Below are 25,677 nucleotides of genomic sequence, written 5' to 3' on the forward strand. Positions count from 1 at the left end.
CTCGCAGGATCGTGAACAGGCTCCCGGGAGAAGAGGGCTCCGGGCGGCCACGCGAGACCCATGCGGGGCTGCATGCGTGTCTGCATTTTTCTCATCCTGTTCGCCTGGACCTGGCTGGCGCATGCCGTCGAGTTCGACGAGCGCACCCGCTACCTGGCGCTGGGCTCGGACATGCAGGTGTTCGAGGACGTGCGCGGCGACGCGAGCATCGAAGATGTCGGCTCGGCGGCCCTGGACGCCGGCTTCCGCGACAACCCGGGGCCGGTGCTCAACGCTGGCTACTCGCGCTCGGTGTTCTGGCTGCGGGTCGACCTGACCTACGCGCCGACCGCGGCCTCCGGTCCCAAGGCATGGCTGCTGGAGCTGGCCTATCCGCCGCTCGATCATCTCGAGGTCTACCTGCCCGACGGTGTCGGCGGCTACCGGTTGATCGCGCGCACCGGGGACGCTCAGCCCTTCTCCAGCCGGCAGATCAAGCAGAACAACTACCTATTCAACCTCGAACTGATTCCCGGGCAGACCCAGCGCGTGTACCTGCGCGCGCAGAGCCAGGGCTCGATGCAGCTGCCGCTGGGGCTGTGGTCGCCGGACGCTTTCATCGAGGCGCAGCCGGCGCGGATCTACACCCTCGGCATCATCTACGGCGTGCTGCTGGCGATGCTGATCTACAACCTGTTCATCTTCCTCGCCGTCCGCGACACCAGCTACCTCTACTATATCCTCTACATCGCCTCGTTCGGCCTGTACCAGGTGTCGGTCAACGGCGCCGGCGTGCAGTACTTCTGGCCGGACAACCCCTGGTGGGCCAACGCGGTCACGCCGTTCCTGATCGGCGCGGCGGCGCTGTTCGGCTGCCAGTTCGCCCGCAGCTTCCTGCAGACCCGGGCGCACAGCCCGTGGGTCGACCGCCTGCTGTGTCTGCTGATGGCGGTCGGCGCGCTGGTGATGGTGCTGGCGCTGACCAGCAGCTACGCCGTCGCCCTGCGCCTGGCCACCTCGCTGGCGCTGGCCTTCACCGTGGTGATCTTCAGCGCCGGCGTGCTGGCCTGGCTGCGCGGCATGCGCGTGGCGCGCTACTTCATCATCGCCTGGACGGCCTTCCTCGCCGGCGGGGTGATCAACACCCTGATGGTGCTGGGCTTCCTGCCCTATACCTTCTTCACCATGTACGCCAGCCAGTTCGGTTCGGCGCTGGAGGTGGGGCTGCTGTCCCTGGCCCTGGCGGACCGCATCAACGCGATGAAGGAGGAGCGCACGCGCATCCTCCAGGAGGCCGGGCGCGAACTGGAGTCGCTCAACCGCGAACTGGCCGACAGCAACCGGGTCAAGGACGAGTTCCTCGCCACCGTCACCCACGAGCTGCGCACGCCGATGAACGGCGTGATCGGCTCGCTGGAGCTGATGCAGACGGTGCGGCTCGACGTGGAGCTGGAGCAGTACCAGCGCACCGCCTCCAGTTCGGCGCGCGACATGATGCGCATGGTCGACGACATCCTTGCACTCACCGAGCTGCAGGCCGGCAAGCTCCACCTGCGGCGGGAGCCGTTCAGCCTGCGCGGCCTGGTCGACGGCCTGCGCGTGCAGTACGCCGGCAGGGCGGAGGAGCGGGGGCTGGCCTTCGTGGTCGAGGTGGACGACAACCTCCCCGACACCCTGGAAGGCGATTCGGCCAGGCTGAGCCAGGCCGTGGGCTACCTGCTGGACAACGCCATCAAGTTCACCCACCAGGGCCAGGTCGCCCTGCGCATCGGCGCGGCCGGGCCGCTGGCCGACAACGTGCCGCTGCGCATCGAGGTGCGCGACACCGGCATCGGTTTCGTCGCCTCGGACGAGGCCGGCCTGTACCAGCGCTTCCACCAGCTGGACGGCTCCACCACCCGGCAGTACGGCGGGCTGGGCATCGGCCTGGCGATCTGCCGCCAGCTGGTCGACCTGCTCGGCGGCGACCTCCGGCACCAGTCGCAGCCGGGGCAGGGCAGTGTCTTCACCATCGCCGTTCCGCTGGACCTGCCAGCCCAGCGCCTGCCGGACATCGTGGCCGCCTCCCGGCGCGCCGCCGGTCCGCCGCAGCGCCGGCCCGAGCAATGCACCGTGCTGGTGGTCGAGGACAACTCGATCAACCAACTGGTGACCCGCGGCATGCTGCTCAAGCTCGGCTACCGGGTGCGCACCGCCGACAACGGCGCCGAGGCCCTCGGCGTGGTGCGTGGCGAGCCGGTCGACGCGGTGCTGCTGGACTGCCAGATGCCGGTGATGGACGGCTTCGCCACCTGTCGCGCCCTGCGCAACCTGCCCGGCTGCGGCGAAATTCCGGTGCTGGCCATCACCGCCCACAGCCACAGCGGCGACCACGAGCGCTGCCTGGCGGCGGGCATGAGCGATTACCTGGTCAAGCCGGTGAAATTCCTCGAACTCCAGGCCCTGCTGCACGACTGGGTGCTGTGCCGGGCGCCTTGAACCGATAGCCACAATGATCTGGCCATGATTTGGCCGAATCGTCGTTTTCATCAAGAAGTGAATCGTGATTCACTGAGCTGAATTCATGAACACGGATTCAGCTCATGGCCTATCGCACCACCACCGCCCGCCTCGATCGCGCCCAGGAGCTGCGCGAACGCATCCTCGTCTGCGCCCATGCCCGGGTCGCCGAGGGCGGCTTCGCCAGCCTCACCATGCAGGCCCTGGCCGAGGACGCGGGCATCGCCACCGGCAGCCTGTACCGCCACTTCAGCGGCAAGGGCGAGCTGGCGGCGGAAGTCTTCAGCAACGCCTGCCGCGTCGAGGTCGACGTGCTTGCCGAAATCCTCCGTGGCCCCGGCAGCGCGTCCAAACGCCTGGCCGCGGGCCTGGAGCAGTTCGCCGCCCGCGCCTGGCACAGTCGGCGCCTGGCCTTCGCGCTGATCGCCGAGCCGGTGGAGCCGGAAGTCGACGAGCAGCGCCTGCTGTTCCGCGAATCCTACGCCGAGCTGTTCGTCGACCTGCTGGAGGAGGGCGTGCGCACCGGCGAATTCCGCGTCACCCAAGTGAACCTGGTGGCCGCCTGCCTGGTGGGCGCCATCGCCGAGGCCCTGGTCGGCCCGCTGTCCCCACCGGCCCGCGCGGCCCGCGACGCCGGCCTGCCGTCGGCGGACCTGGCCACCGTCAGCCAAGCCCTGATCACCTTCTGCCTGCGCGCCGTCGGCGCCCCGGAGTCCTGAGCATGTCCCTGCAGTCACTCGCCGAAACCCACGAAGTGTTCAATCAGGTGCCGTCGCTGGACGGCGCCAACCTGTACCGCACCGACCTGCCGCTGCAGGAGTGGATTCGCCGCTACGGCGGCGGCTGGGCGGAGGACCGCCTGGACACCTACGGCGCCCTGGCCGGCGGCCCGCTGATGCAGGCCGGCTTCCTGGCCAACGAGCACAAGCCGGAGTTCAAGAGCCACGACCGCTACGGCAACCGCATCGACCTGGTGGAATTCCACCCGGCCTACCACGAGCTGATGCGCACCGCCGTCGAGCACGGCCTGCCGTCGCTGCCCTGGGTAGACCCGCGCGCCGGTGCCCACGTCGCCCGCGCCGGCCTCACCTACCTGCACAGCCAGGCCGAGGCCGCCAGCGGCTGCCCGCTGACCATGACCTTCGCTGCCGTGCCGGCGCTCAGGCTGCAGCCGAATGTCGCCGAGCAGTGGCTGCCGAAGGTCCTCGCCACCCAGTACGACCCGCGCAACGTGCCGATGGAGCAGAAGGCCGGCGTCACCATCGGCATGGCGATGACCGAGAAGCAGGGCGGCACCGACGTGCGCGCCAACACTACCCGCGCCTACCCGGTGGGCGTCGGCGGCCCGGGCGAGGCCTACGAACTGGTCGGCCACAAGTGGTTCTGCTCGGCGCCCATGTGCGACGCCTTCCTGACCCTGGCCTACACCGACAAGGGCCTGTCCTGCTTCCTGCTGCCGCGCCACCGCCCGGACGGCACGCGCAACCAGTTCTACGTGCAGCGCCTGAAGAACAAGCTGGGCAACTGGGCCAACGCCTCCAGCGAAGTGGAATACCGCGGTGCCTTCGCCTGGATGCTCGGCGAAGAGGGCAGGGGCGTGCCGACCATCATCGAGATGGTGTCCATGACCCGCTTCGACTGCATGGTCGGCTCCAGCAGCCTGATGCGCCAGGCGCTGACCCAGGCCGCGCACCACTGCGCCCACCGCAAGGTCGGCGGCAAGCTGCTGGCCGATCAGCCGCTGATGCAGAACGTGCTGGCCGACCTGGCCCTGGAGAGCGAGGCCGCCCTGGCCCTGTGCATGCGCATGGGGCGCGCCCTCGACCACCAGCACGACGAGCAGGAGGACAAGTTCGCCCGCCTGGTCACCGCCGTGGGCAAGTACTGGATCTGCAAGCGCGCCCCGGAGATGGTCTACGAGGCCAGCGAATGCATGGGCGGCGCCGGCTACGTCGAGGAAACCATCATGCCGCGGCTGTACCGCGAGGCGCCGGTCAACTCGATCTGGGAAGGCTCGGGTAACGTGCAGTGCCTGGACGTGCTGCGTGCCCTGTCCAAGGAGCCGGGCGTGCTCGACGCGCTGTTCGTCGAGCTGGGCGATGGCCACGGTGACGCGCGCCTGAAGGCGCATATCCAGCAGCTCAGGAACGACTTCGCCGACACCGCCGACATCCAGTTCCGCGCCCGCCAACTCACCGAGGACGTGGCCGTGGCTCTGCAGGCCAAGCTGCTGCTGGAGGCCGGCAACAGCGTGGTGAGCGACGCCTTCATCGCCAGCCGCCTGGCCGGACGCGGCCGGGTCTACGGCACCCTGCCGCGTGGGGTGGATGTGGAGGCGTTGGTGGCGCGTTCGACGCCGCACCTGGCCTGACGCCGTGGGCCGCTGTCTGGGCTTGTCTGAGTGAATTTTAGGAGTACTATGTAGGCACGTGTCTACATAGTGGTGCGTGCCATGCAAACCATACTCACCAGCCGTGAATTCAATCAGGATGCCAGCGGCGCCAAGCGCGCCGCCAACCAAGGGCCGGTGTTCATCACCGACCGTGGTCGGCCGGCGCATGTGCTGCTCAGCATCGAGGAGTACCAGCGCCTGACCGGCGGCCCCGGCAGCATCGTCGACCTGTTGGCCATGCCGGGCGTCGAGGACATCGAGTTCGAGGCGCCGCGTGCGCAGGGGCTGGCGCGTCCGGTGGACCTGTCCTGATGTTCGTGCTCGACACCAATGTGGTGTCAGAGCTGCGCAAGGCGAAAAGCGGCAAGGCCGACCCGCGTCTGGTGGCCTGGGCGCAGCGCCTGCTGCCCGGGCAACTGTTCATTTCCGCGATCACCGTGCTGGAGCTGGAAACCGGCGTACTGCTGGTGGAGCGCCGCGACCCGCAGCAGGGCGCCATGCTCCGCGCCTGGCTCGATGGCCATGTGCTGCCGGGTTTTGCCGGGCGCATCCTGCCGGTCGACAGCGCCGTGGCGCAGCGCTGCGCCCGCTTGCATGTCCCCGATCCGCGCGCCGAGCGCGATGCCCTGATTGCTGCAACGGCGCTGGTGCATGGCATGACGGTGGCTACGCGCAATACCACGGATTTCGTACCGACCGGGGTGGCGTTGCTCAATCCTTGGGAGTTCGCGTGACGGGGATGATGGTTGGGCGTGATGGCGTTATGCGACTAACCTGACTCTGCTTGTATTCTTGACCCACCTTGCAGTTGAAGCAGGATGCTTGTCCATGTCGAAGGAAGACCCTAGCAGCCGCTTCTTCGCGCATTCCACTGCGCGAGAGGATTGCAGCGACTGGCAGCCACTGGCCGAGCACCTGCAGGCCGTCGCCCACCTGGCGGGAGAGAAGGCGGCTATTTTCGGTGGTAGCGAGCTGGCCGCGCTGGCCGGCCTGTTGCACGACCTGGGCAAGTACACCGAGGAGTTCCAGCGGCGCATCGCGGGCGATGCCATCCGCGTCGATCATGCCACCCGCGGGGCCATGCTGGCGGTGGAGCGTTACGGGGCGCTCGGCCAGTTGCTGGCCTATGGCATCGCCGGCCACCATGCGGGCCTGGCCAATGGTCGCGAGGCTGGCGAGCGCACGGCCCTCGGCGATCGTCTCAAGGGGCTCGATCTGCCAAGGCTGCTGGAGGCCTGGCAGGCGGAAATCGAACTGCCCGAGCGCCTGCAGCCGCCACCGCTCAAGCCGCGCCCGGAGCGCGGTTTCTTTCAGCTGGCCTTTCTCGGGCGGATGCTGTTCTCCTGCCTGGTCGATGCGGACTACCTGGATACCGAAGCCTTCTACGAGCGTATCGAGGGACGACAATCCCTGCGTGAGCAGTCACGGCCGTCCCTGGTCGAGCTGCGAGAGGCTCTCGACCGGCATCTGGCGGCATTCAAGGGCGATACGCCGGTCAATCGCCTGCGCGGGGAGATACTGGCCGGTGTGCGTGGCAAGGCGAGTGAGCAACCCGGGCTGTTTGCCCTGACGGTGCCCACGGGCGGCGGCAAGACCCTGGCCTCCCTGGCTTTCGCCCTGGATCACGCGCTGGCCCACGGTCTGCGTCGGATCATCTACGTGATCCCCTTCACCAGTATCGTCGAGCAGAACGCGGCCGTGTTCCGCCGAGCCCTGGGCGAGTTCGGCGAGCAGGCGGTGCTGGAGCATCACAGTGCGTTCGTCGACGACCGGGGCAAGAGCCTGGAAGCGAAGCGCAAGCTGAGCCTGGCGATGGAAAACTGGGATGCGCCGATCGTGGTGACCACGGCCGTGCAATTCTTCGAGAGTCTGTTCGCAGACCGGCCGTCCAAGTGTCGCAAGTTGCACAACATCGCCGGCAGCGTGGTGATTCTGGACGAGGCGCAGACCCTGCCGCTCAAGCTGCTGCGGCCCTGCGTCGCCGCTATCGACGAGCTGGCGCTCAACTACTGTTGCAGCCCCGTGCTCTGCACCGCCACCCAGCCGGCCCTGCAGGCGCCGGATTTCGTCGGCGGATTGCAGGGCGTGCGTGAGCTGGCGCCCGAGCCGCAGCGGTTGTTCCGGGACTTGGAACGGGTGCGGGTGCGGTCACTGGGCGTGCTCGATGATGCGGCCCTGACCGAACAGATCGCCCGTCGCGAGCAGGTGTTGTGCATCGTCAATAACAGGCGACATGCCCGGGCGCTCTACGAGTCGCTTGCCGGGTTGCCCGGCGCCCGCCATCTCACCACCCTGATGTGCGCCAGGCACCGTAGCCAGGTGCTGGCCGAGGTTCGCCAACTGCTGCAGGCAGGCGAGCCCTGTCGCCTGGTGGCCACTTCGCTGATCGAGGCCGGGGTGGACGTGGACTTCCCCGTGGTACTGCGTGCCGAGGCCGGGCTGGACTCCATCGCCCAGGCCGCGGGGCGCTGCAACCGCGAAGGCCGGCGGCCACTGGCCGAGAGCGAGGTACTGGTGTTTGCCACGGCCAATCCCGACTGGGCGCCGCCCGAAGAACTCAAGCAGTTTGCCCAGGCTGCTCGCGAAGTGATGCGCCTGCATCCGGACGATTGCCTGTCCATGGCGGCCATCGAGCGCTATTTCCGCCTGCTCTACTGGCAGAAAGGCGCGGCTGAGCTGGACGCCGGCAACCTGCTCGGGCTGATCGAGAAAGGCCGGCTCGACGGCCTGCCGTACGAGACCCTGGCCAGCAAGTTCCGCATGATCGACAGCCTGCAACTGCCGGTGATCATCCCTTTCGATGACGAGGCCAGAGCCGCCCTGCGCGAGCTGGCATTCGCCGATGGCTGCGCCGCCATCGCCCGTCGCCTGCAACCCTACCTGGTGCAGTTGCCGCGCCAGGCCTATCAGGCGCTGCTGGAGGCCGGTGCGATCCAGCCGGTGGCCGGCGAGCGCTATGGCGAGCAGTTTATGGCGCTGGTCAACCCTGATCTGTATCACCAGCAGTTTGGGCTGCACTGGGATAATCCGGCCTTTGTCAGTAGTGAGCGGCTATGTTGGTAGTCGAGGCGTGTAGCAGCGACTCGGCTTGGATGATGTGAAAAGGAGGGCCGATGGCCTACGGAATTCGCTTGATGGTCTGGGGCGAGCGCGCCTGTTTCACCCGACCGGAAATGAAGGTGGAACGAGTCTCCTACGACGTGATCACCCCGTCGGCCGCACGCGGCATTCTCGAGGCTATCCACTGGAAACCGGCGATTCGCTGGGTGGTGGATCGCATCCAGGTGCTCCGGCCGATCCGCTTCGAATCCATCCGGCGCAACGAGGTCGGTGGCAAGCTGTCCGCCGCCAGCGTCGGCAAGGCGATGAAGGCCGGGCGTATCGATGGCCTGGTGAGTCTGGTCGAGGAGGATCGTCAGCAGCGCGCCACTACCCTGCTGCGCGATGTCGCCTACGTCATCGAGGCGCACTTCGAGTTGACCGACCGGGCCGGCGCCGACGATACGGTGGGCAAGCACCTGGATATCTTCAATCGCCGCGCGCGCAAGGGGCAGTGTTTCCATGCGCCCTGCCTGGGTGTGCGCGAGTTCCCGGCCAGCTTCCGGTTGCTGGAGGAGGGCGGTGCGGAGCCGGCAGCCGATACTTCCCTGTGCGGCGAGCGCGATCTGGGCTGGATGCTGCATGACATCGACTTCGCCGATGGCATGACCCCGCATTTCTTCCGTGCCCTGATGCGCGACGGGCTGATCGAGGTGCCGGCGTTCAGGGCGGCGGAGGTCAAGGCATGATCCTCTCGGCCCTCAACGATTATTACCAGCACCTGCTGGAGCGGGATGAGGAGGGTATCTCGCCCTTCGGCTACAGCCAGGAGAAGATCAGCTACGCCCTGCTGTTGTCCGCGCAAGGGGAGCTGCTGGACGTGCAGGATATTCGCTCGCTCTCCGGCAAGAAGCCGCAGCCCAGGAGCCTGAGCGTGCCGCAGCCGGAGAAGCGCACCTCGGGCATCAAGTCCAATGTGCTCTGGGACAAGACCAGCTATGTGCTAGGCGTGAGCGCCAAGGGCGGCGAGCGTACCTTGCAGGAGCACGAAGCCTTCAAGGTGCTGCACCGGCAGATACTGGCCGGGGAAAGCGACCCCGCCCTGCAGGCCTTGCTCAGGTTCTTCGAACGTTGGCAGCCGGAGCAGTTCCAGCCGCCGTTGTTCAGCGAAGACATGCTCGACAGCAACCTGGTGTTCCGCCTGGACGGCCAGCAACGCTACTTGCACGAGACCTCTGCGGCGCAGGCGGTGCGTGCCCGGCTGCTGGCCGATGGCGACAGCCGCGAGGGGCTGTGCCTGGTCAGCGGCCAGCGCCAGCCGCTGGCGCGCCTGCATCCGGCAGTCAAGGGCGTCAATGGCGCACAGAGTTCGGGAGCCTCCATCGTCTCTTTCAACCTCGATGCCTTTTCCTCCTACGGCAAGAGTCAGGGCGAGAATGCGCCGGTCTCCGAACAGGCCGCCTTCGCCTACACCACGGTGCTCAACCATTTGTTGCGGCGCGACGAGCACAACCGCCAGCGCCTGCAGATCGGCGATGCCAGTGTGGTGTTCTGGGCACAGGCCGCCACTCCCGCGCAGGCGGTTGCCGCCGAGGCGACCTTTTGGAGCTTGCTGGAGCCACCCGCCGACGATGGCCAGGAAGCGGAAAAGCTGCGTGGCGTGCTGGATACCGTGGCCCAGGGCAGGCCCTTGCAAGCACTCGATCCGCAACTCGAGGAGGGCACCCGCATGTTCGTGCTGGGGCTGGCACCCAATGCCTCGCGGCTGTCCATTCGCTTCTGGGAAACGGGCAGCCTGGATACGTTCGCCAAGCGTCTGAGCGAGCATTTTCGAGACTTGCACATCCAGCCCTTGCCGTGGCGGCGTGCGCCATCGGTCAAGTATCTCCTTCTGCAGACTGCGCCTGATCGCAGTGGCAAGAAGAAGGACGAAGACGTACCCCCGCAACTGGCCGGTGAAATGACCCGCGCCATCCTCACCGGCAGCCGCTATCCGCGCAGCCTGCTGGCGACCCTGATCATGCGCATGCGGGCCGACGGCGACGTCTCTGGCATGCGCGTTGCGCTGTGCAAGGCCGTGCTCGCCCGCGAGGTGCGCTTGAGCGGCAAGACCCACCAAGAGGAGCTACCCATGAGTCTCGACAAGGACGCCAGCAACCCCGGTTATCGCCTGGGGCGGCTGTTCGCCGTACTGGAAAGCATCCAGCGCGCTGCCCTGGGCGACAAGGTCAATGCCACCATCCGCGATCGCTACTATGGCGCCGCTTCCGCCACCCCGGCCACGGTCTTCCCGATGCTGCTGCGCAACACCCAGAACCACCTGGCCAAGTTGCGCAAGGACAAGCCTGGACTGGCGGTGAACCTGGAACGTGATATCGGCGAAATCATCGGCGCTATGCCGAGCCAGTTCCCGCGTAGCCTGCGCCTGGAAGACCAGGGCCGCTTCGCCATCGGCTACTACCAACAGCGTTTCACCCGCGACACCCATTCCACCGAGCCTGCCGAGCAAGGAGCAGAAGAATGACCGCCATCGCCAATCGCTACGAATTCGTCTACCTGTTCGATGTCAGCAACGGCAATCCCAACGGCGACCCGGATGCTGGCAACATGCCGCGCCTCGACCCGGAAACCAACCAGGGGCTGGTCACCGACGTTTGCCTCAAGCGCAAGATCCGCAACTACGTCAGCCTGGAACAGGAAGGCGCTCCCGGCCATGCCATCTACATGCAGGAAAAATCCGTGCTGAATAACCAGCACAAGCAGGCCTACGAGGCGCTCGGCATCGAGTCGGAGGCGAAGAAACTGCCCAAGGACGAAGCCAAGGCGCGCGAGCTGACCGCCTGGATGTGCAAGAACTTCTTCGATGTGCGCGCCTTCGGCGCGGTGATGACCACCGAGGTCAATGCTGGCCAGGTGCGGGGGCCGATCCAGCTGGGGTTCGCCACCTCCATCGACCCGGTACTGCCGCTGGAGGTGTCCATCACCCGCATGGCGGTGACCAACGAAAGGGATCTGGAGAAGGAACGCACCATGGGCCGCAAGCATATCGTGCCCTACGGCCTGTACCGCGCCCACGGTTTCATTTCCGCCAAGCTGGCCGAGCGCACCGGTTTCTCCGAGGACGATCTGGAGTTGTTGTGGCGCGCGCTGGGCAATATGTTCGAGCACGACCGCTCGGCGGCGCGTGGCGAGATGGCTGCGCGCAAGCTGATCGTCTTCAAGCACGAGCACGCCATGGGCAATGCCCCGGCTCATGTGCTGTTCGACAGCGTCAAGGTCGAGCGGGTGGAAGGGACGGCGGATACGCCGGCGCGCGGTTTCCAGGATTACCGCGTCAGCATCGATGCCGAAGCCCTGCCCCAGGGTGTCAGCGTGCGCGAGCACTTCTAGCCACGGGAGCGGGCGGCCATGGAAGACGACGATCTCATCCCCCTGTCCGCCCTGCAGCACTACCTCTACTGCCCGCGCCAGTGCGCGCTGATCCATGTCGAGCGGCTGTGGGCGGAGAACCGTCAGACCGCCGAAGGCCGGTTGCTTCACCAGCGCGCCGACCAGCCCCTGGTGGAGCAACGGCATGGTGTGCGTAGCGTTACCGCCATGCCCCTGCTCAACCTGGAACTGGGCATCACGGGCGTGGCCGATATGGTCGAGTTCCGTGTTACTGACGAGGGCGAACGCGCCTACCCGGTGGAATACAAGCGCGGTCGGCCCAAGGCCCATCGCGCCGACGAGGTGCAGCTCTGCGCCCAGGCCCTGTGCCTGGAGGCGATGCTCGGCAAGCCGCTGGCGGAGGGCGCGCTGTTCTATGGGAAGACCCGGCGGCGCAAGGTCGTCCCCTTCGACGATGAACTACGCCGGCTGACCCTGCAGGTCATCCAGGCGACGCGCGAGCTGTTGGCCGCAGGAAGCACGCCCTTGGCCGAGTACCAGGCCAAGCGTTGCGACTCCTGTTCGCTGATCGACCTGTGCCAGCCCAGGTTGCTCGAACGCAGCGCTAGCGTCGAAAGTTGGCTACGCCTGCAATTCAAGGAGGAGTGAGAGATGCGGCGACAGCTCAATACCCTGTACGTCACCACCGAGGGTGCCTGGCTGAGGAAGGATGGCGCCAATGTGGTCATGGAGGTGGAGGGTGAAATCCGTGGGCGCCTGCCGGCCCATATGCTCGAAAGCCTGGTGTGCATCGGACGTGTGCTGGTATCGCCGCCGCTGCTGGGATACTGTGCGGAGCAGGGCATCAGCGTCTGCTACCTGTCGCCCAACGGCAAGTTTCTGGCCCGAGTAGAAGGGCCGGTGTCCGGCAATGTCCTGCTACGCCGCGAGCAGTATCGACGCAGCGATGACCCGCCTGGATGTGCGGCGCTGGTGCGCAATCTGCTGTTGGGCAAGGTGCACAACCAGCGGGCGGTGTTGGGGCGGGCTCTGCGCGACCATGGCGAGGCCTTGCCTGAAAAGGCGCGAGCGGCCCTGGCACATAGCCACAAACGCTTGCGGCGAATTGCCGGCAGGTTGCTCGAGGCGCCTGGGCTGGAACTGCTCAGAGGGTTGGAGGGGGAGGCCGCCCAGGCCTATTTCGGCGTGTTCGATCATCTGATCCGTATCGACAACCCGGCACTGCGTTTCGCCGGGCGCAGTCGCCGGCCGCCTCTGGACGCGGTCAATGCACTGCTGTCCTTTCTCTACACCTTGCTGACTCACGACTGCCGTTCGGCGCTGGAGACCGTGGGGCTGGATCCGGCTGTCGGCTTCCTGCACCGCGACCGTCCCGGCCGACCCAGCCTGGCGCTGGATCTGGTCGAGGAGTTCCGTCCCGTGCTGGCGGATCGCCTGGCGCTGTCCCTGATCAACCGCAAGCAATTGGGCGAACGCGACTTTCGCAGGTTGGACAATGGCGCCGTGCTACTCAAGGACGAGGCGCGCAAGACGCTGCTGACGGCCTACCAGGAACGCAAGCGTGAGGAAATACAACACAGCTTTCTGGGGGAGAAGGTAACGCTGGGTCTGTTCCCCTATATCCAGGCGCAACTGCTCGCTCGCCACTTGCGCGGCGACCTGGAGGCTTATCCGCCATTTCTGTGGAAGTGAGGTATGCGACATGATGGTTCTGGTCAGCTATGACGTCAGCACCCAGGATGCTGCGGGCGACAAGCGCCTGCGCCGCCTGGCCAAGGCCTGTCGCGACTATGGTCAGCGAGTGCAGTACTCGGTATTCGAGATCGCAGTGGATGCCGCGCAATGGGCGTTCCTCAAGCACCGGCTGTGCAACCTGATCGACCCGGAACAGGACAGTCTGCGCTTCTACTACCTGGGCAAGAACTGGCAGCATCGTGTGGAGCACGTTGGCGCCAAGGCTGTGCTCGACCTCAATGGCCCGCTGATTCTATAGCGCCGCCGCGAACCTGAAGTGGCCGGCTAAATCCCGGGCGGTTCGCAATTCCCTAACATCCTGATTTATCTGAATCTCTCCTAAGTGCGGGGAAGGTCGGCGCTTGTGTTTTGCCAAAATCGATCCCTTTCGCCGGAGCGAAGGATTTTGCGCTTATTGAACAACGAGTTATAAGGGGAAGGTCGCACCCCGCAGGGGTGCGTGGATTGAAACGGGCAGCGCTCATCGCCCAGGTGCTTGGCATCGCGTCGCACCCCGCAGGGGTGCGTGGATTGAAACGGTATCAGGTAGCTGCACGCGGTACTCGGCCAGCGTCGCACCCCGCAGGGGTGCGTGGATTGAAACTCGGCTCCAGTCTCGATATCGATACGGTGGAAATGTCGCACCCCGCAGGGGTGCGTGGATTGAAACGGTGCTGGCGCGCTCCCCGGTCTGCATCCCGACGAGTCGCACCCCGCAGGGGTGCGTGGATTGAAACGCCATCTCAACTTCTCTCTCGCGCCACATGGGCGTCGCACCCCGCAGGGGTGCGTGGATTGAAACGCCTTCTGGGCGGAGAAGTTGTAGCCCATCAGTTGTCGCACCCCGCAGGGGTGCGTGGATTGAAACAGCGAGGTTTCACCAGCGTCCATCGGGCCCAGCTGTCGCACCCCGCAGGGGTGCGTGGATTGAAACTTTGCTTTCCTTGCTGGTACAGGTCCGTACCGGAAGTCGCACCCCGCAGGGGTGCGTGGATTGAAACGCCACAATCGTGGTCGGGTTGGCGACCAGGCTGATGTCGCACCCCGCAGGGGGGCGTGGATTGAAACGTGGCCGTGGAGCTGGAGACCGTGCCGCTGGAAGTCGCACCCCGCAGGGGTGCGTGGATTGAAACGACACGCTAAAAGACCGCGTGGTCGCTGCCGGCTGTCGCACCCCGCAGGGGTGCGTGGATTGAAACCCCACCATGATCGGCGAGCCGCGCGAGTGGCCTGGTCGCACCCCGCAGGGGTGCGTGGATTGAAACCGGTGCCGCCGCTGCCACTCAGCAGCCCTCCGCGTCGCACCCCGCAGGGGTGCGTGGATTGAAACGCTGAATGGTTGGCCAGCTTCGCCAAGGTCTTGGGTCGCACCCCGCAGGGGTGCGTGGATTGAAACATCACCACGTCATCCGGCAGGGTATACGACGGGAGTCGCACCCCGCAGGGGTGCGTGGATTGAAACAGCTTGACCTTTGCGAAGTTCTCCAGCTTGTTCTTGTCGCACCCCGCAGGGGTGCGTGGATTGAAACCCCACCAGGGAATCAACAATCAATTCGCCAAGTGGTCGCACCCCGCAGGGGTGCGTGGATTGAAACATCCCCGCGGGCACGCCTGAGGCCCTGCACCAGTTGTCGCACCCCGCAGGGGTGCGTGGATTGAAACATCGTGGAGGCGGGCAACTCGTTCGGCCTGCTCGGTCGCACCCCGCAAGGGTGCGTGGATTGAAACTACGTCATCGAGCCTACCCTGGGCTATACCGTAGCGTCGCACCCCGCAGGGGGCGTGAATTGAAACCACTGGTCAGAGAGCACGTACTACATCGACTCCAGTCGCACCCCGTAGGGGTATGTGGATTGAAACTGGTTCCAGCTGGCGCGCTGGATTGACAGCACCAGTCGCACTCTGCAGGGTGCGTGGATTGAAACTTGTAGAGGGTCGGCGGGATGTTGATGGTGTGGGAGTCGGACCCCGCAGGTATGTGGATTCAAGTACCACCATTGAAAAATCTCAGTCACCCCGCGCCGACCGAGGCCGCTGCCGCCAGCCTTCGGAGTGCCTGTCTGCCAGGGTGGCATCACCGCCGCTGCCAGATCATCCGCCCCGTATTGCTCTCGGTGACCAGATAGGGCGCGCTGAAGTGGTAGCGGGCCGCGGGTTGGTAGTCGGCCGCACCGTTCAGCTGCACCAGCAGCAGGCCGCCGTCGCTGCGCCAGCGGCCGCTGTACTGCAGCTCGCCGGGGCGGTCGTAGCTCCATTCGCTACCGCCGGCCACGGCGCGGCGCCATTGTTCGATGCTGCCGTCGGCGCGGATGCGCAGTGTGGTGACCGTGGTCATCGAGGCGAATTCGAGGCCCCCGCTGTTGATCATCTGTTCGTAGACCCAGGTGCCCACCAGGGCCGGGTCCTGGCCGGGAGCGGCTGGTGGGGGAGGCGGCCCGACCCGCTGGAACAGGGCTTCGCGCACCAGGGTTGCGCCGCTCTGCGGATCGCGCGCGGCCAGGCTGGCGGCGAGCATGCCGTCGGCGTAGTTGGCGTTCATGTTGGCCAGGGGCTGGCCGGAGGCCGGGTCGCTGATCTGCGCCTGCAGGGCCTGGCCGTCGACGCGGCCGGTGAGCCTGAACCCGAGGCTTCCGTTCTCGATGTACTCGCCCTCGACCCGCTCGCCCTGGCTGCGCAGGATCAGCTCGGCCGGCTGGCCGTCGAGGGTGGCCCGGTAGTGGCCGTCGAGTTCGCCGGCCAGGGCGTCGCTGGCGAGCAGCGCCAGCAGGAGCGGCAGGGCGTGGCGCATGGCGGTTTCCTTGGCGGGGGTGTGAGCTAAGCCTAGATCGGTCGCTGCGCTTGCGCCTTCGGCTGGCAGGCGCGGGGGGATCGGCGCAAGATAGAGCGCGTCATTCGCCAGGAAGCCGTTTCGTGACTGCCATGCCTCATTCCGATTTCGTCGTCGCCAGCACCGCCGAAGAGGCTGTCGACCGTCTCGCCGACCTGCACCGCCAGGCCACCGGCGCACTGAGCCTGGCGCTCAGGCAATACCTCAAGGAGCGCGTGCTGCCCGGCGAGGCCGAGCGTGCCCTGTTCCGCTATCCGGAGCTGCGCCTGACCTACCACTGGCAGGGCGAGGTGCCGAGCACCGTGCGCGCCTACGCCAAGGTCCAGGTGCCGGGCACCTACCGCGGCACCGTGACCCAGCCGGAGGCCTTCCGCGGCTACCTGCTGGACCAGCTGCGGCCGCTGATGGAGGACTTCTCGGTGACCGTCGAGGTCGGCCTCAGCCAGCAGAACATCCCCTATCCCTACGTGGTCGACCAGGGCGACGAACTGTCCGGCTCGGGGGTGACCGCTGCCGAACTGGCGCGGGTGTTCCCCAGCACCGACCTGTCCGCCGCTACCGACTCGGTGGCTGACGGCCTGTATGGCTGGGGCGACAGCAGCGACCTGCCGCTGGCGCTGTTCGACGCGGCGCGCACCGACTTCTCGCTCAAGCGCATCCAGCACTACACCGGCAGCGACTGGCGCCACGTGCAGCCGTGGATCCTGCTGACCAACTATCACCGCTACGTCGACCAGTTCATCCGCCACGGCCTGGAGCAGCTGCGCGAGAACCCGCGCTTCGTGCGCATGGTGCTGCCGGGCAACGTGATCATCGAGCGCGGCACCTCCGAGGAGGACGCCCAGGCGGTGGCCGACGCGGTGGTCTGGCACCGCTACCAGATGCCGGCCTACCACCTGATCGCCAGCGACGGCCACGGCATCACCCTGGTGAACATCGGCGTCGGTCCGTCCAACGCGAAGAACATCACCGATCACCTGGCCGTGCTGCGTCCCCACTGCTGGCTGATGATCGGCCACTGCGGCGGCCTGCGGCAGTCGCAGACCATCGGCGACTACGTGCTGGCCCATGCCTATATGCGCAGGGACGGAATACTGGACCGGGTGCTGCCGCCGCACATCCCGATCCCCGCCCTGGCGGAAGTGCAGCAGGCATTGCAGGAAGCGGCCGCCACCGTCACCGGCGACAAGGGCGAGACGCTCAAGCGGCGTCTGCGCACCGGCACCGTGTTGACCTATGACGACCGCAACTGGGAGCTGCACTGGGCCCACGAGCGGCCGCTGATCAACCTGGCCCGGGCCGTGGCGGTGGACATGGAGAGCGGCACCATCGCCGCCCAGGGCTATCGCCTGCGGGTGCCCTACGGCACCCTGCTGTGCGTGTCGGACAAGCCGCTGCACAGCGAGATCAAGCTGCCTGGCTCGGCCACCGGCTTCTACCAGCGGGCGGTCAGCCAGCACCTGTCGATCGGCATCGCCGCCCTCGACCTGCTGCGCTGCCAGCTCGACTCGCTGCACTCGCGCAAGCTGCGCAGCTTCGACGAGCCGCCGTTCCGCTGAGCGCGCCCGGCGCGGGTTGCACCAGCCCTACGCGAAGCAGGGCGGGTGAAACCCGCGTGGGTCAGGCCCCTGCACGCAAACGCAGGTGCAGCAGGGGGAAGGGCTTGTCGGCGCCGTCCAGCGGCGAGCGGCCGATCCGCTCGAAGCCCTGGGCGAGGTAGAAGGCCACGGCGCCGGGGTTCTGCTCGTTGACGTCGACCAGGCGCGTGCCGTGGTGCGCGATGGCGTCGCGCAGCAGCGCCTTGCCGAAGCCCCTGCCATGGCAGTCCGGGTGGACGAAGAGCATCTCCAGGCGGTCCTCGGCGGTGCCGGAGAAGCCCTGCACGATGCCGTCGCCGTCGCGCAGGCAGGTCAGCCGGACCAGGTCGAAGTACTGTTCGCGCAGCATGCGCTTGTAGAACTGCAGGTCCTCTTCCGGCAGGAAGTGATGGGTGGCGCGCACCGCCGCTTCCCACACCTCGACGAGGCGTGGGCGGTCGGCGGGGCGGGCGGGTTCGATGCGACGGTTCATCGCGGCTTCATGCCCGGGGCGCGTGGCGGTTGTCACTGGCTGGCGTCCAGTACCACGCGGTAGCGCGCCTTGCCGGCGCGCAGATGGTCCAGGGCGGCATTCACCTCGCTCATGGGGAAGTGCTCCACCTGCGGCAGGATCTGGTGGCGGGCGCAGAATTCGAGCAGGGTCGCCATGCTCGCCGGCGAGCCCACCGGGGAGCCCGACAGGCTCTTCTGCTGCGGGATCAGGCTGAACACGTGGGTCGGAATGGCGCTCGGCACGATGCCGACGAAGTGCAGCCGGCCCTTGCCGCGCAGGGTGGCGAGCAGGGCGTTCCAGTCCAGGTCGGCGCTGGCGGTGACCAGCAGGAAGTCGAGGCTGCCGGCGATGGCCTTGAGCGCGTCCCGGTCGGTGGAGGCCACCACCTTGTGCGCGCCGAGGCGCCTGGCCTCGTCCTGTTTGCTCAGCGACGAGGTGAAGGCGGTGACCTCGCAGCCCCAGGCATTGAGGAAGCGCAGTGCCAGGTGGCCGAGGCCGCCGATGCCGACCACGCCGACCCGGTCGGTGGGCTTCACGTCGAATTCCAGCAGCGGCGAGAACACCGTGGAGCCGGCGCAGAACAGCGGGCCGACCAGCGCCGGGTCGAGCCCTTCCGGCAGCGGGATGGCCCAGGCCCAGTGCGCGCGCAGGCGGTCGGCGAAGCCGCCGTGGCTGCCGACGATGGTCGGTTTCACCGTGCGGCACAGGTTGTGCGAGCCTTCCATGCAGGAGCCGCAGTGCATGCAGCTGCCCTTGTACCAGCCGATGCCGACCCGCTGGCCGAGCTTGAGGCCGCGCGCCTGCTCGCCGACCCGGACGACGGTGCCGACCACCTCGTGGCCGGGGATGAAGGGGTAGCGGGCGTTGCCCCACTCGTTGTCGATCATCGACTGGTCGGAGTGGCAGATGCCGCAGTATTCCACGGCCACCTCCACGTCCTCGGCGCCCAGCGGGCCCGGGTCGTAGCTGTGGCGTTGCAGCGGTGCGCCCGGCGCGGTGGCGGCCCAGCCGGTGAAGGTGGCGAGTTCGTTGCTCATGAGGTTCCCGATGCGCTGGTGAGATGGATGCAGAGTAGCCGGCCGGAGCGCCGAGCGGGGCATCATCAGCGCAGGTGATGATGCTCGGTTAAACTGGCGGCCCGATCAGCCCGCCGGATTTCGCATGTCGCGCCCACCCCGTTCTCCTGCTCCCCGCCGTCCCGCGCCGCGCCGGGTGGCCAAGGCGCCGCCGGCCGAGCCGCGGCTGATCCTGCTGAACAAGCCGTTCGACGTGCTCACCCAGTTCCAGGACGACCAGGGTCGCGCCACCCTCAAGGATTTCGTCGACATGCCCGGCGTCTACCCGGCCGGGCGCCTGGACCGCGACAGCGAGGGCCTGCTGCTGCTGACCAACGACGGCCGCCTGCAGGCACGCATCGCCGATCCGAAGCACAAGCTGGCCAAGACCTACTGGGTGCAGGTGGAGGGCGAGCCGGACGAGGCCCAGCTGCGCCAGTTGCGCGACGGCGTGCAGCTCAACGACGGCCCGACCCTGCCGGCCGAGGCGCGGCTGCTGGAGGCGCCGCAACTGTGGGAACGCCAGCCGCCGGTGCGCTTTCGCAAGAGCGTGCCGACCGCCTGGCTGGAACTGGTGATCCGCGAGGGGCGCAACCGCCAGGTGCGGCGCATGACGGCCGCGGTCGGGCTGCCGACGCTCAGGCTGGTGCGGGTGCGCATCGGCCCCTGGGGCCTGGACGGCCTGCAGCCCGGCCAGTGGCGGGAAGTGCAGGCCCGGCTGGATTGATCAGTAGTACGACTTGATCACGTTGATGCCCTTCTGCAGCACATCGCGCCAGGCGGCGCGGATTTCCTCGCCGTATTCGCCGTCGTGCTCGGCGATGGTGCGCAGCAGCGCTTCCTGCCACAGGTCGTAAAGCTCCGGGCGGATGTCCAGGCGTCCCCGCGAGTGGCTCTCGCCGAGCGCGCGCAGCTTGGTGTCGGGCATGCCGCGGGCGTACATCACCAGGTTGAGGATGCCCTGGCGCAGCAGGGTCTTCTGCGCCGTCATGTCGGTGCTGGCGAACTTGTCGCGCACCTGCGGCGAACTGGCGAGGAAGTGCCGGTAGAAGTCGTCGAAGAAGGCGGGGCTGACGCAGCAGCGCCCATAGCTCTGCATGACCAGATTGGTGAGGTTCATTTTTTCTCTGAGGGAAGGCACGTAGGACGGGGCGATTGTAGTGACTTTGCAGTCCCGTTGTAACCTGACCCATGTCTCAGGATTTCAATCCCGACCTCAGCCGTGGATGCCGCGCGCCATCTCGATGAAGTAGGTGATCACGGGCTTGGCCAGGAAGGCGAACAGGCACAGGCCGAGGCCGAGGAACAGGATGGCGGTGCCGAGGCGGCCGGCCTTGGACTTCTTGGCCAGGTCCCAGATGATGAAGAACATGAATACGATCAGGCCGCCGACCAGGACGTACATCATCAGGGCTTCGAACTGTTCGGTTTCCATGGCGACCTCGCGAGGGGCTGCAGCGTTGCGGGGGCGCGATTATACGCGCTGGGCGACGCAGGTCGACCGCCACTGCGGCAATCAGCCGCGCAGGTGCTCCAGGGGCAGCTCGGTGCTGGCGAGCACCTGGTCCAGCACGAAGCTGGAGCGGACGCTGGTCACGCCCTCGATGCGGGTCAGCTGGCCGAGCAGGAATTTCTGGTAGTGGTCCATGTCCGGCACCACCACCTTGAGCTGGTAGTCGGCGTCCATCCCGGTCACCAGGCTGCATTCCAGCACCTCGGGGCACTGGCGGATCACCGACTGGAAGTGCTCGAAGCGCTCGGGCGTGTGACGGTCCATGCCGATCAGGACGAAGGCGGTCAGCGACAGGCCGAGCTTCTTGCGGTCGAGCAGGGCCACCTGGCGGGCGATGTAGCCGTCGTCCTCCAGCTGCTTGACCCGCCGCGAGCAGGGCGAGGGCGAGAGGCCGATGCGTTCGGCCAGCTCCTGGTTGGAGATGCGCGCGTCGCGCTGAAGTTCGGCGAGGATGCGCAGGTCGTAGCGGTCCAGCTTGTTCATTGATCGGCTTCTTCATCAAAGGATTGCGCTGATCAATCTATCAGTGATTGGAAATTGCGCAAACGTCATGTTGGTCAGCAATATTCGCAATCCTGTGTCGCCTCCCGCCCGGTAAGCTTTCCCTCAGTTTCATGGCCCGGACGTTATGTCCATCCGCAACGCCCAATCAGGTGTCGCGGCGCCGGCGGTCCTACCGGATCGTGCAGGCTCCCGGGTCCGCACCGCCCAACCAGGCGGGCGAAGAAGGCGGCGACACGATTGCCAGCGTCGGACAAGAAAAAGGGGAGGCTTCGGCCTCCCCTTTTTCTTTGGCTATGTCCTAGGCTCTGTACGAAAAGTGCCTGCGCTCGGTGATGCTTCGTTAAAAACGGGTTCGGAATGCTCATTTACAGCTCGTAAACTCGCATGCGGGCCCAGTCCGCTTCCTCACCTGTTTTTGTGGGGGCGCCTAGCCCTCGCCTGACCTGCGCTCGACAACTTTTCGTACAGACCCTGGTTGGATGGTGTAAGGCCCTGGCCCCTTCTGGATTCCCGCCTGCGCGGGAATGACGGCTCCGGCAGAAACGCCACCCCTACCTCGTCATCCCCGCGCAGGCGGGGATCCAGGGGCAGGCAACTGCAGCGTTCAGATAGCGGGGCGAGACCGCGCAACGCGCAGGGTGAGTCAGCCGCTTGCCGGCGTAGTCCACCGGCGGTGCCTCGGGTGGGTCACCCAACGGGCTTCCTATGATATTGCAGGCAGGCCGTTTCCGCAGGGCGGCTGTGGCGTCTGCGACACGCAACGGGGACATGGCCTTTTTCCTTGCCGTTGCGGCAAGATCGCCCCATGCACTTCGACGACGAGACTCGGCGCCGCGCCGGCCTGCTGCTGTGGGCCTTCGCCCTCGCGGGCGCCTGCTGGATGGCGCTGCGGGCCGGCGAACGGCCGCCACCGCCGCAGACCCGCGAGGCCCGGGTGGAGGCCGCGTTCATCGCCCTGGGGCAGGCCCCGCGGCAGGCGCCGCTGGTGCTGCTGGGCGATTCGATCACCGCCGGCCACGGCTGGAGCGCCGGCGAGGGCTGCCGGGCGCCGCTGAACCTGGGGGTGTCGGGCGCGCGCAGCGACGACCTGCTGCGCCACCTGCCCCTGGTGGAAGCCGCCGCCGCCGATCAGGCGCTGCTGATGATCGGCATCAACGACCTGCGCCACGGCGTGCCGCCCGCCACCTTGCTGGCCAACTACCGCGCCATCCTGGCCGGCCTGGAACGGGCCGGGGTGGCGCCGGTGCTGCAGTCGACCCTGCGGGTCACGCCGCTGCATGCGGACCACCAGGCCATCAACCGGCAGGTGGACGAACTCAACCGCCGCCTGCGTGAGCTGGCGCAGCAGCACGGCTGGCGCTACCTGGATGTGCAGGCCGTGATCGGGCCGCGCGGCTATCGCGGCGACGGCCTGCACCTGACCGCCGAGGGCTACGGCGCCTGGCAGCGCCTGATCGGGCCGCTCATGCGCCGTCACCTGTGCCCCTCAGACGAGCCCGGCCAGGCGCAGCAGCCACCAGGCGAGGATCAGCATCTGCGCCAGCAGGCCGGCGAAGCGTAGCCAGACGAACAGCGCGCCGGTGCTGATCAGGTGCATCAGCGACTGGAACAGGCGCGCGCCAAGAAGCACCGGGGCCAGCGGATCGGTGATCGCCGTCTGCCCGGCGTGCATCGCATAGAGCAGCACGCCGATCTGCAGCGGCAGGTTCTCCAGGCTGTTGGCGTGGGCCCGCACCAGGCGCTGGGCGAAGCCGCCGGGAGTGTTGCTGCCGTCGGGGGAGAAGGCGTTCACCCGCATGCGCCCGCTCAGCACCAGCAGGCCACGCTGGTTGATGATCAGGAACAGCAACAGCAGGGCCCAGGCGATCAGGCCGAGCAGGGCGATGGCAGAGGCGGAGAGGTTCATGGCGCTTCCTTGTTGTTGTGGTAGGGCGCCAGCCTAGATTTTCTAGAGTAAATGCTCTAGTTTTGCCTGCGCGCTTTTGTCACGCGGCTGTCGCGGGGCCGCCGGGTACGTTCCCGGGCCGGTGCCTGCAAGGGGCGGACGCCTTTTCGTGGCCCGCCGGTCCGCCTGTGACCGGTTGTCGCAACCTATGGGAAGCGGGGGCCCCGGGTGGCAGTCTTGAGCGGCCGAACATTTTGCATACCTGCCCAAGGAGAAAGTCGATGTTGCGTAAATTCGTAGTCGCTTCCGCAATCGCTCTGGCCAGCCTGCCGGCGTTTGCCGCCGAGTGCGCCGTGGAAGTCAACTCCACCGACCAGATGACCTTCGAGACCAAGTCGATCGACGTCAGCAAGAGCTGCAAGACCTTCACCGTCACCCTCAAGCACACCGGCACCATGCCCAAGCAGGTGATGGGCCACAACTGGGTGCTGAGCAAGACCGCCGATGCCCAGGCCATCGCCACCGACGGCATCGCCGCCGGCGTCGACAACGACTACATTAAGGCCGGCGACGAGCGCGTGATCGCCCACACCAAGCTCATCGGCGGCGGCGAGACCGCGACCGTCAGCTTCGATGTCGCCAAGCTGGAAGCCGGCACCCCCTACGAGTTCTTCTGCTCCTTCCCCGGCCACATCGGCCTGATGAAGGGCGAACTCAAGCTGGTCGACTGATACACCCTCCGGCCCGGCGCTCGCCGGGCCTTCCCCGTGGTTTCGTGGTTCCCTCGTAGGGTGCGCCGTGCGCACCGATCCCCGAGGCAAGTGGTGCGCGCGGCGCACCCTACGAAATCTCCTAGGGCCGATTCCGGGCCCGTTCATTCGATGTCGTCAGGTCACCGGGTCCGCGTGGACCAGGACTTCGGCGTGCGGGAATTCGGCGCGGATCACCTTCGCCACCTCCACGCAGCGCTGGTGCGCCTCGCGCAGCGACAGCTCGCCGGGCAGCTCCAGGTGCAGCTGGACGAACCAGCGGGTGCCGGACACCCGGGTGCGCAGGTCGTGTACGCCGAGCACGCCCGGCACGGCGCGGGTCAGCGCCTGCATGCGCTCGGCGATGTCCGGCGTCAGCTCCTCGTCCATCAGCACGGCCACCGCCTCGCGCACGATGCTGATGGCGCTCCACAGGATATAGGCGGCGATGCCCAGGCCGAACACCGCGTCCAGCTGCTGCCAGCCGAACGCGGTCAGCACCAGCGCGAGCAGGATGCCGCCGTTGAGCAGCAGGTCGGAGCGGTAGTGCAGCGAGTCGGCGCGGATCGCCGTAGAGCCGGTTACCCGCACGACGTGGCGCTGGAACAGCAGCAGGGCGACGGTCAGCGCCAGCGACAGCAGCATCACCGCGATGCCCAGCGCCGGGGCGCCGAGCGGTTCGGGATGGTGCAGCCGGTCCCAGGCCTGCAGCGCCACCAGCACGGCGCTGGCGCCGACGAACATGGCCTGGGCCAGACCGGCCAGCGCTTCCGCCTTGCCGTGGCCGTAGCGGTGGTCGTCGTCCGCGGGACGCAGGGAATAGTGGACGGCGATCAGGTTGAGCAGCGAGGCGGCGCCGTCCAGCAGCGAGTCGGTGAGGCCGGCCAGCAGGCTGACCGAGCCGCTCAGCCACCAGGCCACGGCCTTAGCGCCGGCCAGCAGCAGGGCCGTGGCCAGCGCCGCCGCGGTGGCCTGGCGCAGCAGGCGGGCATGCCGCGGCGAGACGGTCATGGCCGTTCGCGGGCCGGCAGGCGCACGGCGGTGCGGGGCATCAGGCCTGTGGGCGCAGACCGTAGGCGGCCAGCTGCTCGACGCCGCCGCTGTGCTGGATCAGGCGCGGATCGTCCAGCGGCAGGTCGCGGCCGAGTTCGCGGTGGAGGATGGCCTTGAGCTTGTGGGTGTCGACCTTGCCGTCCTCGCCGATGGCTTCGCGGAGCTTTTCCGGGGCCACCGAGTACTGGTCGTTGGGCAGGTAGATGGCGCCAGTGGCGAAGTCGATGCCGAAGGCGATCAGGCCGGGGATGACGTAGAACAGGATGCCGACGGCGTTCAGGCCGGCCACCAGCGGGTCGACCCGGCCTTCGATCTGTCCGCGGCGGTCGGGGAAGAACAGGGTGCCGCAGGCGGCCACCTGGGTCAGCAGGGTCGCGGCGAGGACGCCGCCGATGATGCGGGAATGCTTGTGCATGGGCACCTCCAGAAAATGATGCGGCACTATATCAAGGCCGTCATTGCAGTTGGATGCCTGACGCGGCGTTCCGTTTGCCTCGCGTGAGTTCGCGGCCCGGCGTTCCGTATAATCCGCCGCCGAATCTGGAGAAACCATGACCCGCCTGCCCATCGACGAAGCCCTGCCGGCGCTGCGCGCCGCCCTGGCCGAACGCCACGAAGCCGTGCTGGAGGCGCCGCCCGGCGCCGGCAAGACCACTCGCGTGCCGCTGGCCCTGCTCGACGAACCGTGGTTGGCCGGGCAGCGCATCCTCATGCTCGAACCGCGCCGGCTGGCCGCCCGTGCCGCCGCCGAGCGCCTGGCCAGCGAGCTGGGCGAGGCGGTCGGCGAAACGGTGGGCTACCGCATCCGCCTGGATAGCAAGGTCGGCCCGGACACCCGCATCGAGGTGGTGACCGAGGGCATCCTCGCCCGCCGCCTGCAGGACGACCCGGCGCTGGAGGGCGTCGGCCTGGTGATCTTCGACGAATTCCACGAATTACTAAATGCACGAAAAATCTTAATTCTTGT

25 protein-coding genes, 1 pseudogene and 1 CRISPR repeat array are annotated in these 25,677 nt (G+C 67.2%); of the genes and pseudogenes, 17 read left to right on the top strand and 9 right to left on the bottom strand.

The window, feature by feature from the left end; genetic code table 11:
• The first annotated feature begins 72 nt into the window (after positions 1-72).
• The 12 genes from N7640_RS10635 to cas2 all read left to right on the top strand — a co-directional run bounded on the left by N7640_RS10635 (position 73) and on the right by cas2 (position 13,292).
• Positions 73-2,457, top strand: coding sequence for a hybrid sensor histidine kinase/response regulator (locus tag N7640_RS10635; protein ID WP_279902766.1), 2,385 nt, complete (start codon positions 73-75; stop codon positions 2,455-2,457).
• A 104-nt stretch (positions 2,458-2,561) separates the two neighbouring features.
• Positions 2,562-3,197: a TetR/AcrR family transcriptional regulator gene (locus tag N7640_RS10640; protein WP_279902765.1), complete on the top strand. Its 636-nt coding sequence runs from the start codon at positions 2,562-2,564 to the stop codon at positions 3,195-3,197.
• Between the two features lie 2 nt (positions 3,198-3,199).
• Complete coding sequence (locus N7640_RS10645; RefSeq protein WP_279902764.1) at positions 3,200-4,849, top strand: acyl-CoA dehydrogenase family protein; 1,650 nt, start codon at positions 3,200-3,202, stop codon at positions 4,847-4,849.
• Between the two features lie 81 nt (positions 4,850-4,930).
• On the top strand, positions 4,931-5,182 hold the full coding sequence (locus tag N7640_RS10650; protein ID WP_279902763.1) for a type II toxin-antitoxin system Phd/YefM family antitoxin: 252 nt from the start codon (positions 4,931-4,933) through the stop codon (positions 5,180-5,182).
• Positions 5,182-5,604: a type II toxin-antitoxin system VapC family toxin gene (locus tag N7640_RS10655; protein WP_279902762.1), complete on the top strand. Its 423-nt coding sequence runs from the start codon at positions 5,182-5,184 to the stop codon at positions 5,602-5,604. The genes N7640_RS10650 and N7640_RS10655 overlap by 1 nt, the downstream gene beginning before the upstream one ends.
• A 94-nt stretch (positions 5,605-5,698) precedes the next feature.
• Positions 5,699-7,933 carry a CRISPR-associated endonuclease Cas3'' gene (locus N7640_RS10660; RefSeq protein WP_279902761.1) on the top strand — a complete coding sequence of 745 codons (2,235 nt, stop codon included), beginning with the start codon at positions 5,699-5,701 and terminating at the stop codon, positions 7,931-7,933.
• Between the two features lie 50 nt (positions 7,934-7,983).
• Positions 7,984-8,658, top strand: coding sequence for a type I-C CRISPR-associated protein Cas5c (gene cas5c / locus N7640_RS10665; RefSeq protein ID WP_279902760.1), 675 nt, complete (start codon positions 7,984-7,986; stop codon positions 8,656-8,658).
• Positions 8,655-10,433, top strand: coding sequence for a type I-C CRISPR-associated protein Cas8c/Csd1 (cas8c, locus tag N7640_RS10670; protein WP_279902759.1), 1,779 nt, complete (start codon positions 8,655-8,657; stop codon positions 10,431-10,433). The genes cas5c and cas8c overlap by 4 nt, the downstream gene beginning before the upstream one ends.
• Positions 10,430-11,299: a type I-C CRISPR-associated protein Cas7/Csd2 gene (gene cas7c, locus N7640_RS10675; RefSeq protein WP_279902758.1), complete on the top strand. Its 870-nt coding sequence runs from the start codon at positions 10,430-10,432 to the stop codon at positions 11,297-11,299. Before cas8c ends, cas7c begins: the two co-directional genes overlap by 4 nt.
• An 18-nt stretch (positions 11,300-11,317) precedes the next feature.
• On the top strand, positions 11,318-11,947 hold the full coding sequence (gene cas4 / locus N7640_RS10680; RefSeq protein ID WP_279902757.1) for a CRISPR-associated protein Cas4: 630 nt from the start codon (positions 11,318-11,320) through the stop codon (positions 11,945-11,947).
• A gap of 3 nt (positions 11,948-11,950) precedes the next feature.
• Complete coding sequence (cas1c, locus tag N7640_RS10685) at positions 11,951-12,991, top strand: type I-C CRISPR-associated endonuclease Cas1c (RefSeq protein WP_279902756.1); 1,041 nt, start codon at positions 11,951-11,953, stop codon at positions 12,989-12,991.
• Positions 12,992-13,001: 10 nt separating this feature from the next.
• Entirely contained in the window at positions 13,002-13,292 is a 291-nt protein-coding gene (gene cas2 / locus N7640_RS10690; protein WP_279902755.1) for a CRISPR-associated endonuclease Cas2, read from the top strand.
• A 181-nt stretch (positions 13,293-13,473) separates the two neighbouring features.
• Positions 13,474-14,958: direct repeats of the CRISPR family, unit length 32 nt; unit sequence GTCGCACCCCGCAGGGGTGCGTGGATTGAAAC.
• Positions 14,959-15,107: 149 nt separating this feature from the next.
• Here cas2 and N7640_RS10695 read toward each other — a convergent pair.
• Positions 15,108-15,821: a hypothetical protein gene (locus N7640_RS10695; protein ID WP_279902754.1), complete on the bottom strand. Its 714-nt coding sequence runs from the start codon at positions 15,819-15,821 to the stop codon at positions 15,108-15,110.
• A 131-nt stretch (positions 15,822-15,952) separates the two neighbouring features.
• Here N7640_RS10695 and amn point away from each other — a divergent pair, with 131 nt between their 5' ends.
• Positions 15,953-17,419 carry an AMP nucleosidase gene (gene amn, locus N7640_RS10700; protein WP_279902811.1) on the top strand — a complete coding sequence of 489 codons (1,467 nt, stop codon included), beginning with the start codon at positions 15,953-15,955 and terminating at the stop codon, positions 17,417-17,419.
• A gap of 61 nt (positions 17,420-17,480) precedes the next feature.
• Here the strand turns inward: amn and N7640_RS10705 are convergent, their stop codons facing one another.
• Together N7640_RS10705 and N7640_RS10710 are read right to left on the bottom strand one after the other, a co-directional pair.
• A complete protein-coding gene (locus N7640_RS10705; RefSeq protein WP_279902753.1) occupies positions 17,481-17,930 on the bottom strand; it encodes a GNAT family N-acetyltransferase in 450 nt (149 codons plus the stop codon).
• 32 nt (positions 17,931-17,962) lie between these two features.
• A complete protein-coding gene (locus N7640_RS10710) occupies positions 17,963-18,988 on the bottom strand; it encodes an NAD(P)-dependent alcohol dehydrogenase (protein ID WP_279902752.1) in 1,026 nt (341 codons plus the stop codon).
• A gap of 175 nt (positions 18,989-19,163) precedes the next feature.
• Between N7640_RS10710 and N7640_RS10715 the strand changes: the two genes are divergently transcribed.
• Positions 19,164-19,733, top strand: coding sequence for a pseudouridine synthase (locus N7640_RS10715; protein ID WP_279902810.1), 570 nt, complete (start codon positions 19,164-19,166; stop codon positions 19,731-19,733).
• On the opposite strand, the gene N7640_RS10720 is transcribed toward N7640_RS10715, so the two are convergent.
• The 3 genes from N7640_RS10720 to N7640_RS10730 all read right to left on the bottom strand — a co-directional run bounded on the left by N7640_RS10720 (position 19,734) and on the right by N7640_RS10730 (position 21,002).
• Positions 19,734-20,126, bottom strand: coding sequence for a globin (locus N7640_RS10720; RefSeq protein ID WP_220811986.1), 393 nt, complete (start codon positions 20,124-20,126; stop codon positions 19,734-19,736).
• Positions 20,127-20,222: 96 nt separating this feature from the next.
• Complete coding sequence (locus N7640_RS10725) at positions 20,223-20,441, bottom strand: DUF2788 domain-containing protein (protein WP_279902751.1); 219 nt, start codon at positions 20,439-20,441, stop codon at positions 20,223-20,225.
• Positions 20,442-20,522: 81 nt separating this feature from the next.
• The gene (locus tag N7640_RS10730) at positions 20,523-21,002 is read right to left on the bottom strand and encodes an Lrp/AsnC family transcriptional regulator (RefSeq protein WP_220811989.1); all 480 of its coding nucleotides are present in this window, start codon (positions 21,000-21,002) and stop codon (positions 20,523-20,525) included.
• An 826-nt stretch (positions 21,003-21,828) separates the two neighbouring features.
• On the opposite strand from N7640_RS10730, the gene N7640_RS10735 reads away from it, so the two are divergent.
• Positions 21,829-22,584 carry a GDSL-type esterase/lipase family protein gene (locus tag N7640_RS10735; protein WP_279902750.1) on the top strand — a complete coding sequence of 252 codons (756 nt, stop codon included), beginning with the start codon at positions 21,829-21,831 and terminating at the stop codon, positions 22,582-22,584.
• Here the strand turns inward: N7640_RS10735 and N7640_RS10740 are convergent.
• Complete coding sequence (locus N7640_RS10740; protein WP_279902749.1) at positions 22,510-22,929, bottom strand: MAPEG family protein; 420 nt, start codon at positions 22,927-22,929, stop codon at positions 22,510-22,512. The genes N7640_RS10735 and N7640_RS10740 overlap by 75 nt on opposite strands.
• 260 nt (positions 22,930-23,189) lie before the next feature.
• Here N7640_RS10740 and azu point away from each other — a divergent pair, with 260 nt between their 5' ends.
• Complete coding sequence (gene azu, locus N7640_RS10745) at positions 23,190-23,639, top strand: azurin (protein ID WP_220811995.1); 450 nt, start codon at positions 23,190-23,192, stop codon at positions 23,637-23,639.
• A 156-nt stretch (positions 23,640-23,795) separates the two neighbouring features.
• Here the strand turns inward: azu and N7640_RS10750 are convergent, their stop codons facing one another.
• Both N7640_RS10750 and N7640_RS10755 read right to left on the bottom strand, forming a co-directional pair.
• Positions 23,796-24,668 (bottom strand): cation diffusion facilitator family transporter, encoded by an 873-nt coding sequence (locus tag N7640_RS10750; protein ID WP_279902748.1) that lies wholly within the window; start codon positions 24,666-24,668, stop codon positions 23,796-23,798.
• 40 nt (positions 24,669-24,708) lie between these two features.
• Entirely contained in the window at positions 24,709-25,125 is a 417-nt protein-coding gene (locus N7640_RS10755; RefSeq protein WP_220811999.1) for a polyribonucleotide nucleotidyltransferase, read from the bottom strand.
• Positions 25,126-25,261: 136 nt separating this feature from the next.
• Between N7640_RS10755 and N7640_RS10760 the strand changes: the two are divergent.
• Positions 25,262-25,645 (top strand): annotated as a pseudogene (locus tag N7640_RS10760) (DEAD/DEAH box helicase); the annotation flags it as partial.
• Between the last annotated feature and the right edge of the window lie 32 nt (positions 25,646-25,677).

This window comes from Pseudomonas sp. GD04015 (assembly GCF_029837675.1).
In the GTDB taxonomy this organism is placed as follows: domain Bacteria; phylum Pseudomonadota; class Gammaproteobacteria; order Pseudomonadales; family Pseudomonadaceae; genus Aquipseudomonas; species Aquipseudomonas paralcaligenes.

Coding starts and splice junctions, on each gene's coding strand:
- N7640_RS10635 (WP_279902766.1), top strand. CDS start 73: ATGCGTGTCTGCATTTTTCTCATCCTGTTCGCCTGGACCTGGCTGGCG.
- N7640_RS10640 (WP_279902765.1), top strand. CDS start 2,562: ATGGCCTATCGCACCACCACCGCCCGCCTCGATCGCGCCCAGGAGCTG.
- N7640_RS10645 (WP_279902764.1), top strand. CDS start 3,200: ATGTCCCTGCAGTCACTCGCCGAAACCCACGAAGTGTTCAATCAGGTG.
- N7640_RS10650 (WP_279902763.1), top strand. CDS start 4,931: ATGCAAACCATACTCACCAGCCGTGAATTCAATCAGGATGCCAGCGGC.
- N7640_RS10655 (WP_279902762.1), top strand. CDS start 5,182: ATGTTCGTGCTCGACACCAATGTGGTGTCAGAGCTGCGCAAGGCGAAA.
- N7640_RS10660 (WP_279902761.1), top strand. CDS start 5,699: ATGTCGAAGGAAGACCCTAGCAGCCGCTTCTTCGCGCATTCCACTGCG.
- cas5c (WP_279902760.1), top strand. CDS start 7,984: ATGGCCTACGGAATTCGCTTGATGGTCTGGGGCGAGCGCGCCTGTTTC.
- cas8c (WP_279902759.1), top strand. CDS start 8,655: ATGATCCTCTCGGCCCTCAACGATTATTACCAGCACCTGCTGGAGCGG.
- cas7c (WP_279902758.1), top strand. CDS start 10,430: ATGACCGCCATCGCCAATCGCTACGAATTCGTCTACCTGTTCGATGTC.
- cas4 (WP_279902757.1), top strand. CDS start 11,318: ATGGAAGACGACGATCTCATCCCCCTGTCCGCCCTGCAGCACTACCTC.
- cas1c (WP_279902756.1), top strand. CDS start 11,951: ATGCGGCGACAGCTCAATACCCTGTACGTCACCACCGAGGGTGCCTGG.
- cas2 (WP_279902755.1), top strand. CDS start 13,002: ATGATGGTTCTGGTCAGCTATGACGTCAGCACCCAGGATGCTGCGGGC.
- N7640_RS10695 (WP_279902754.1), bottom strand. CDS start 15,821: ATGCGCCACGCCCTGCCGCTCCTGCTGGCGCTGCTCGCCAGCGACGCC.
- amn (WP_279902811.1), top strand. CDS start 15,953: ATGCCTCATTCCGATTTCGTCGTCGCCAGCACCGCCGAAGAGGCTGTC.
- N7640_RS10705 (WP_279902753.1), bottom strand. CDS start 17,930: ATGAACCGTCGCATCGAACCCGCCCGCCCCGCCGACCGCCCACGCCTC.
- N7640_RS10710 (WP_279902752.1), bottom strand. CDS start 18,988: ATGAGCAACGAACTCGCCACCTTCACCGGCTGGGCCGCCACCGCGCCG.
- N7640_RS10720 (WP_220811986.1), bottom strand. CDS start 20,126: ATGAACCTCACCAATCTGGTCATGCAGAGCTATGGGCGCTGCTGCGTC.
- N7640_RS10725 (WP_279902751.1), bottom strand. CDS start 20,441: ATGGAAACCGAACAGTTCGAAGCCCTGATGATGTACGTCCTGGTCGGC.
- N7640_RS10730 (WP_220811989.1), bottom strand. CDS start 21,002: ATGAACAAGCTGGACCGCTACGACCTGCGCATCCTCGCCGAACTTCAG.
- N7640_RS10735 (WP_279902750.1), top strand. CDS start 21,829: ATGCACTTCGACGACGAGACTCGGCGCCGCGCCGGCCTGCTGCTGTGG.
- N7640_RS10740 (WP_279902749.1), bottom strand. CDS start 22,929: ATGAACCTCTCCGCCTCTGCCATCGCCCTGCTCGGCCTGATCGCCTGG.
- azu (WP_220811995.1), top strand. CDS start 23,190: ATGTTGCGTAAATTCGTAGTCGCTTCCGCAATCGCTCTGGCCAGCCTG.
- N7640_RS10750 (WP_279902748.1), bottom strand. CDS start 24,668: ATGACCGTCTCGCCGCGGCATGCCCGCCTGCTGCGCCAGGCCACCGCG.
- N7640_RS10755 (WP_220811999.1), bottom strand. CDS start 25,125: ATGCACAAGCATTCCCGCATCATCGGCGGCGTCCTCGCCGCGACCCTG.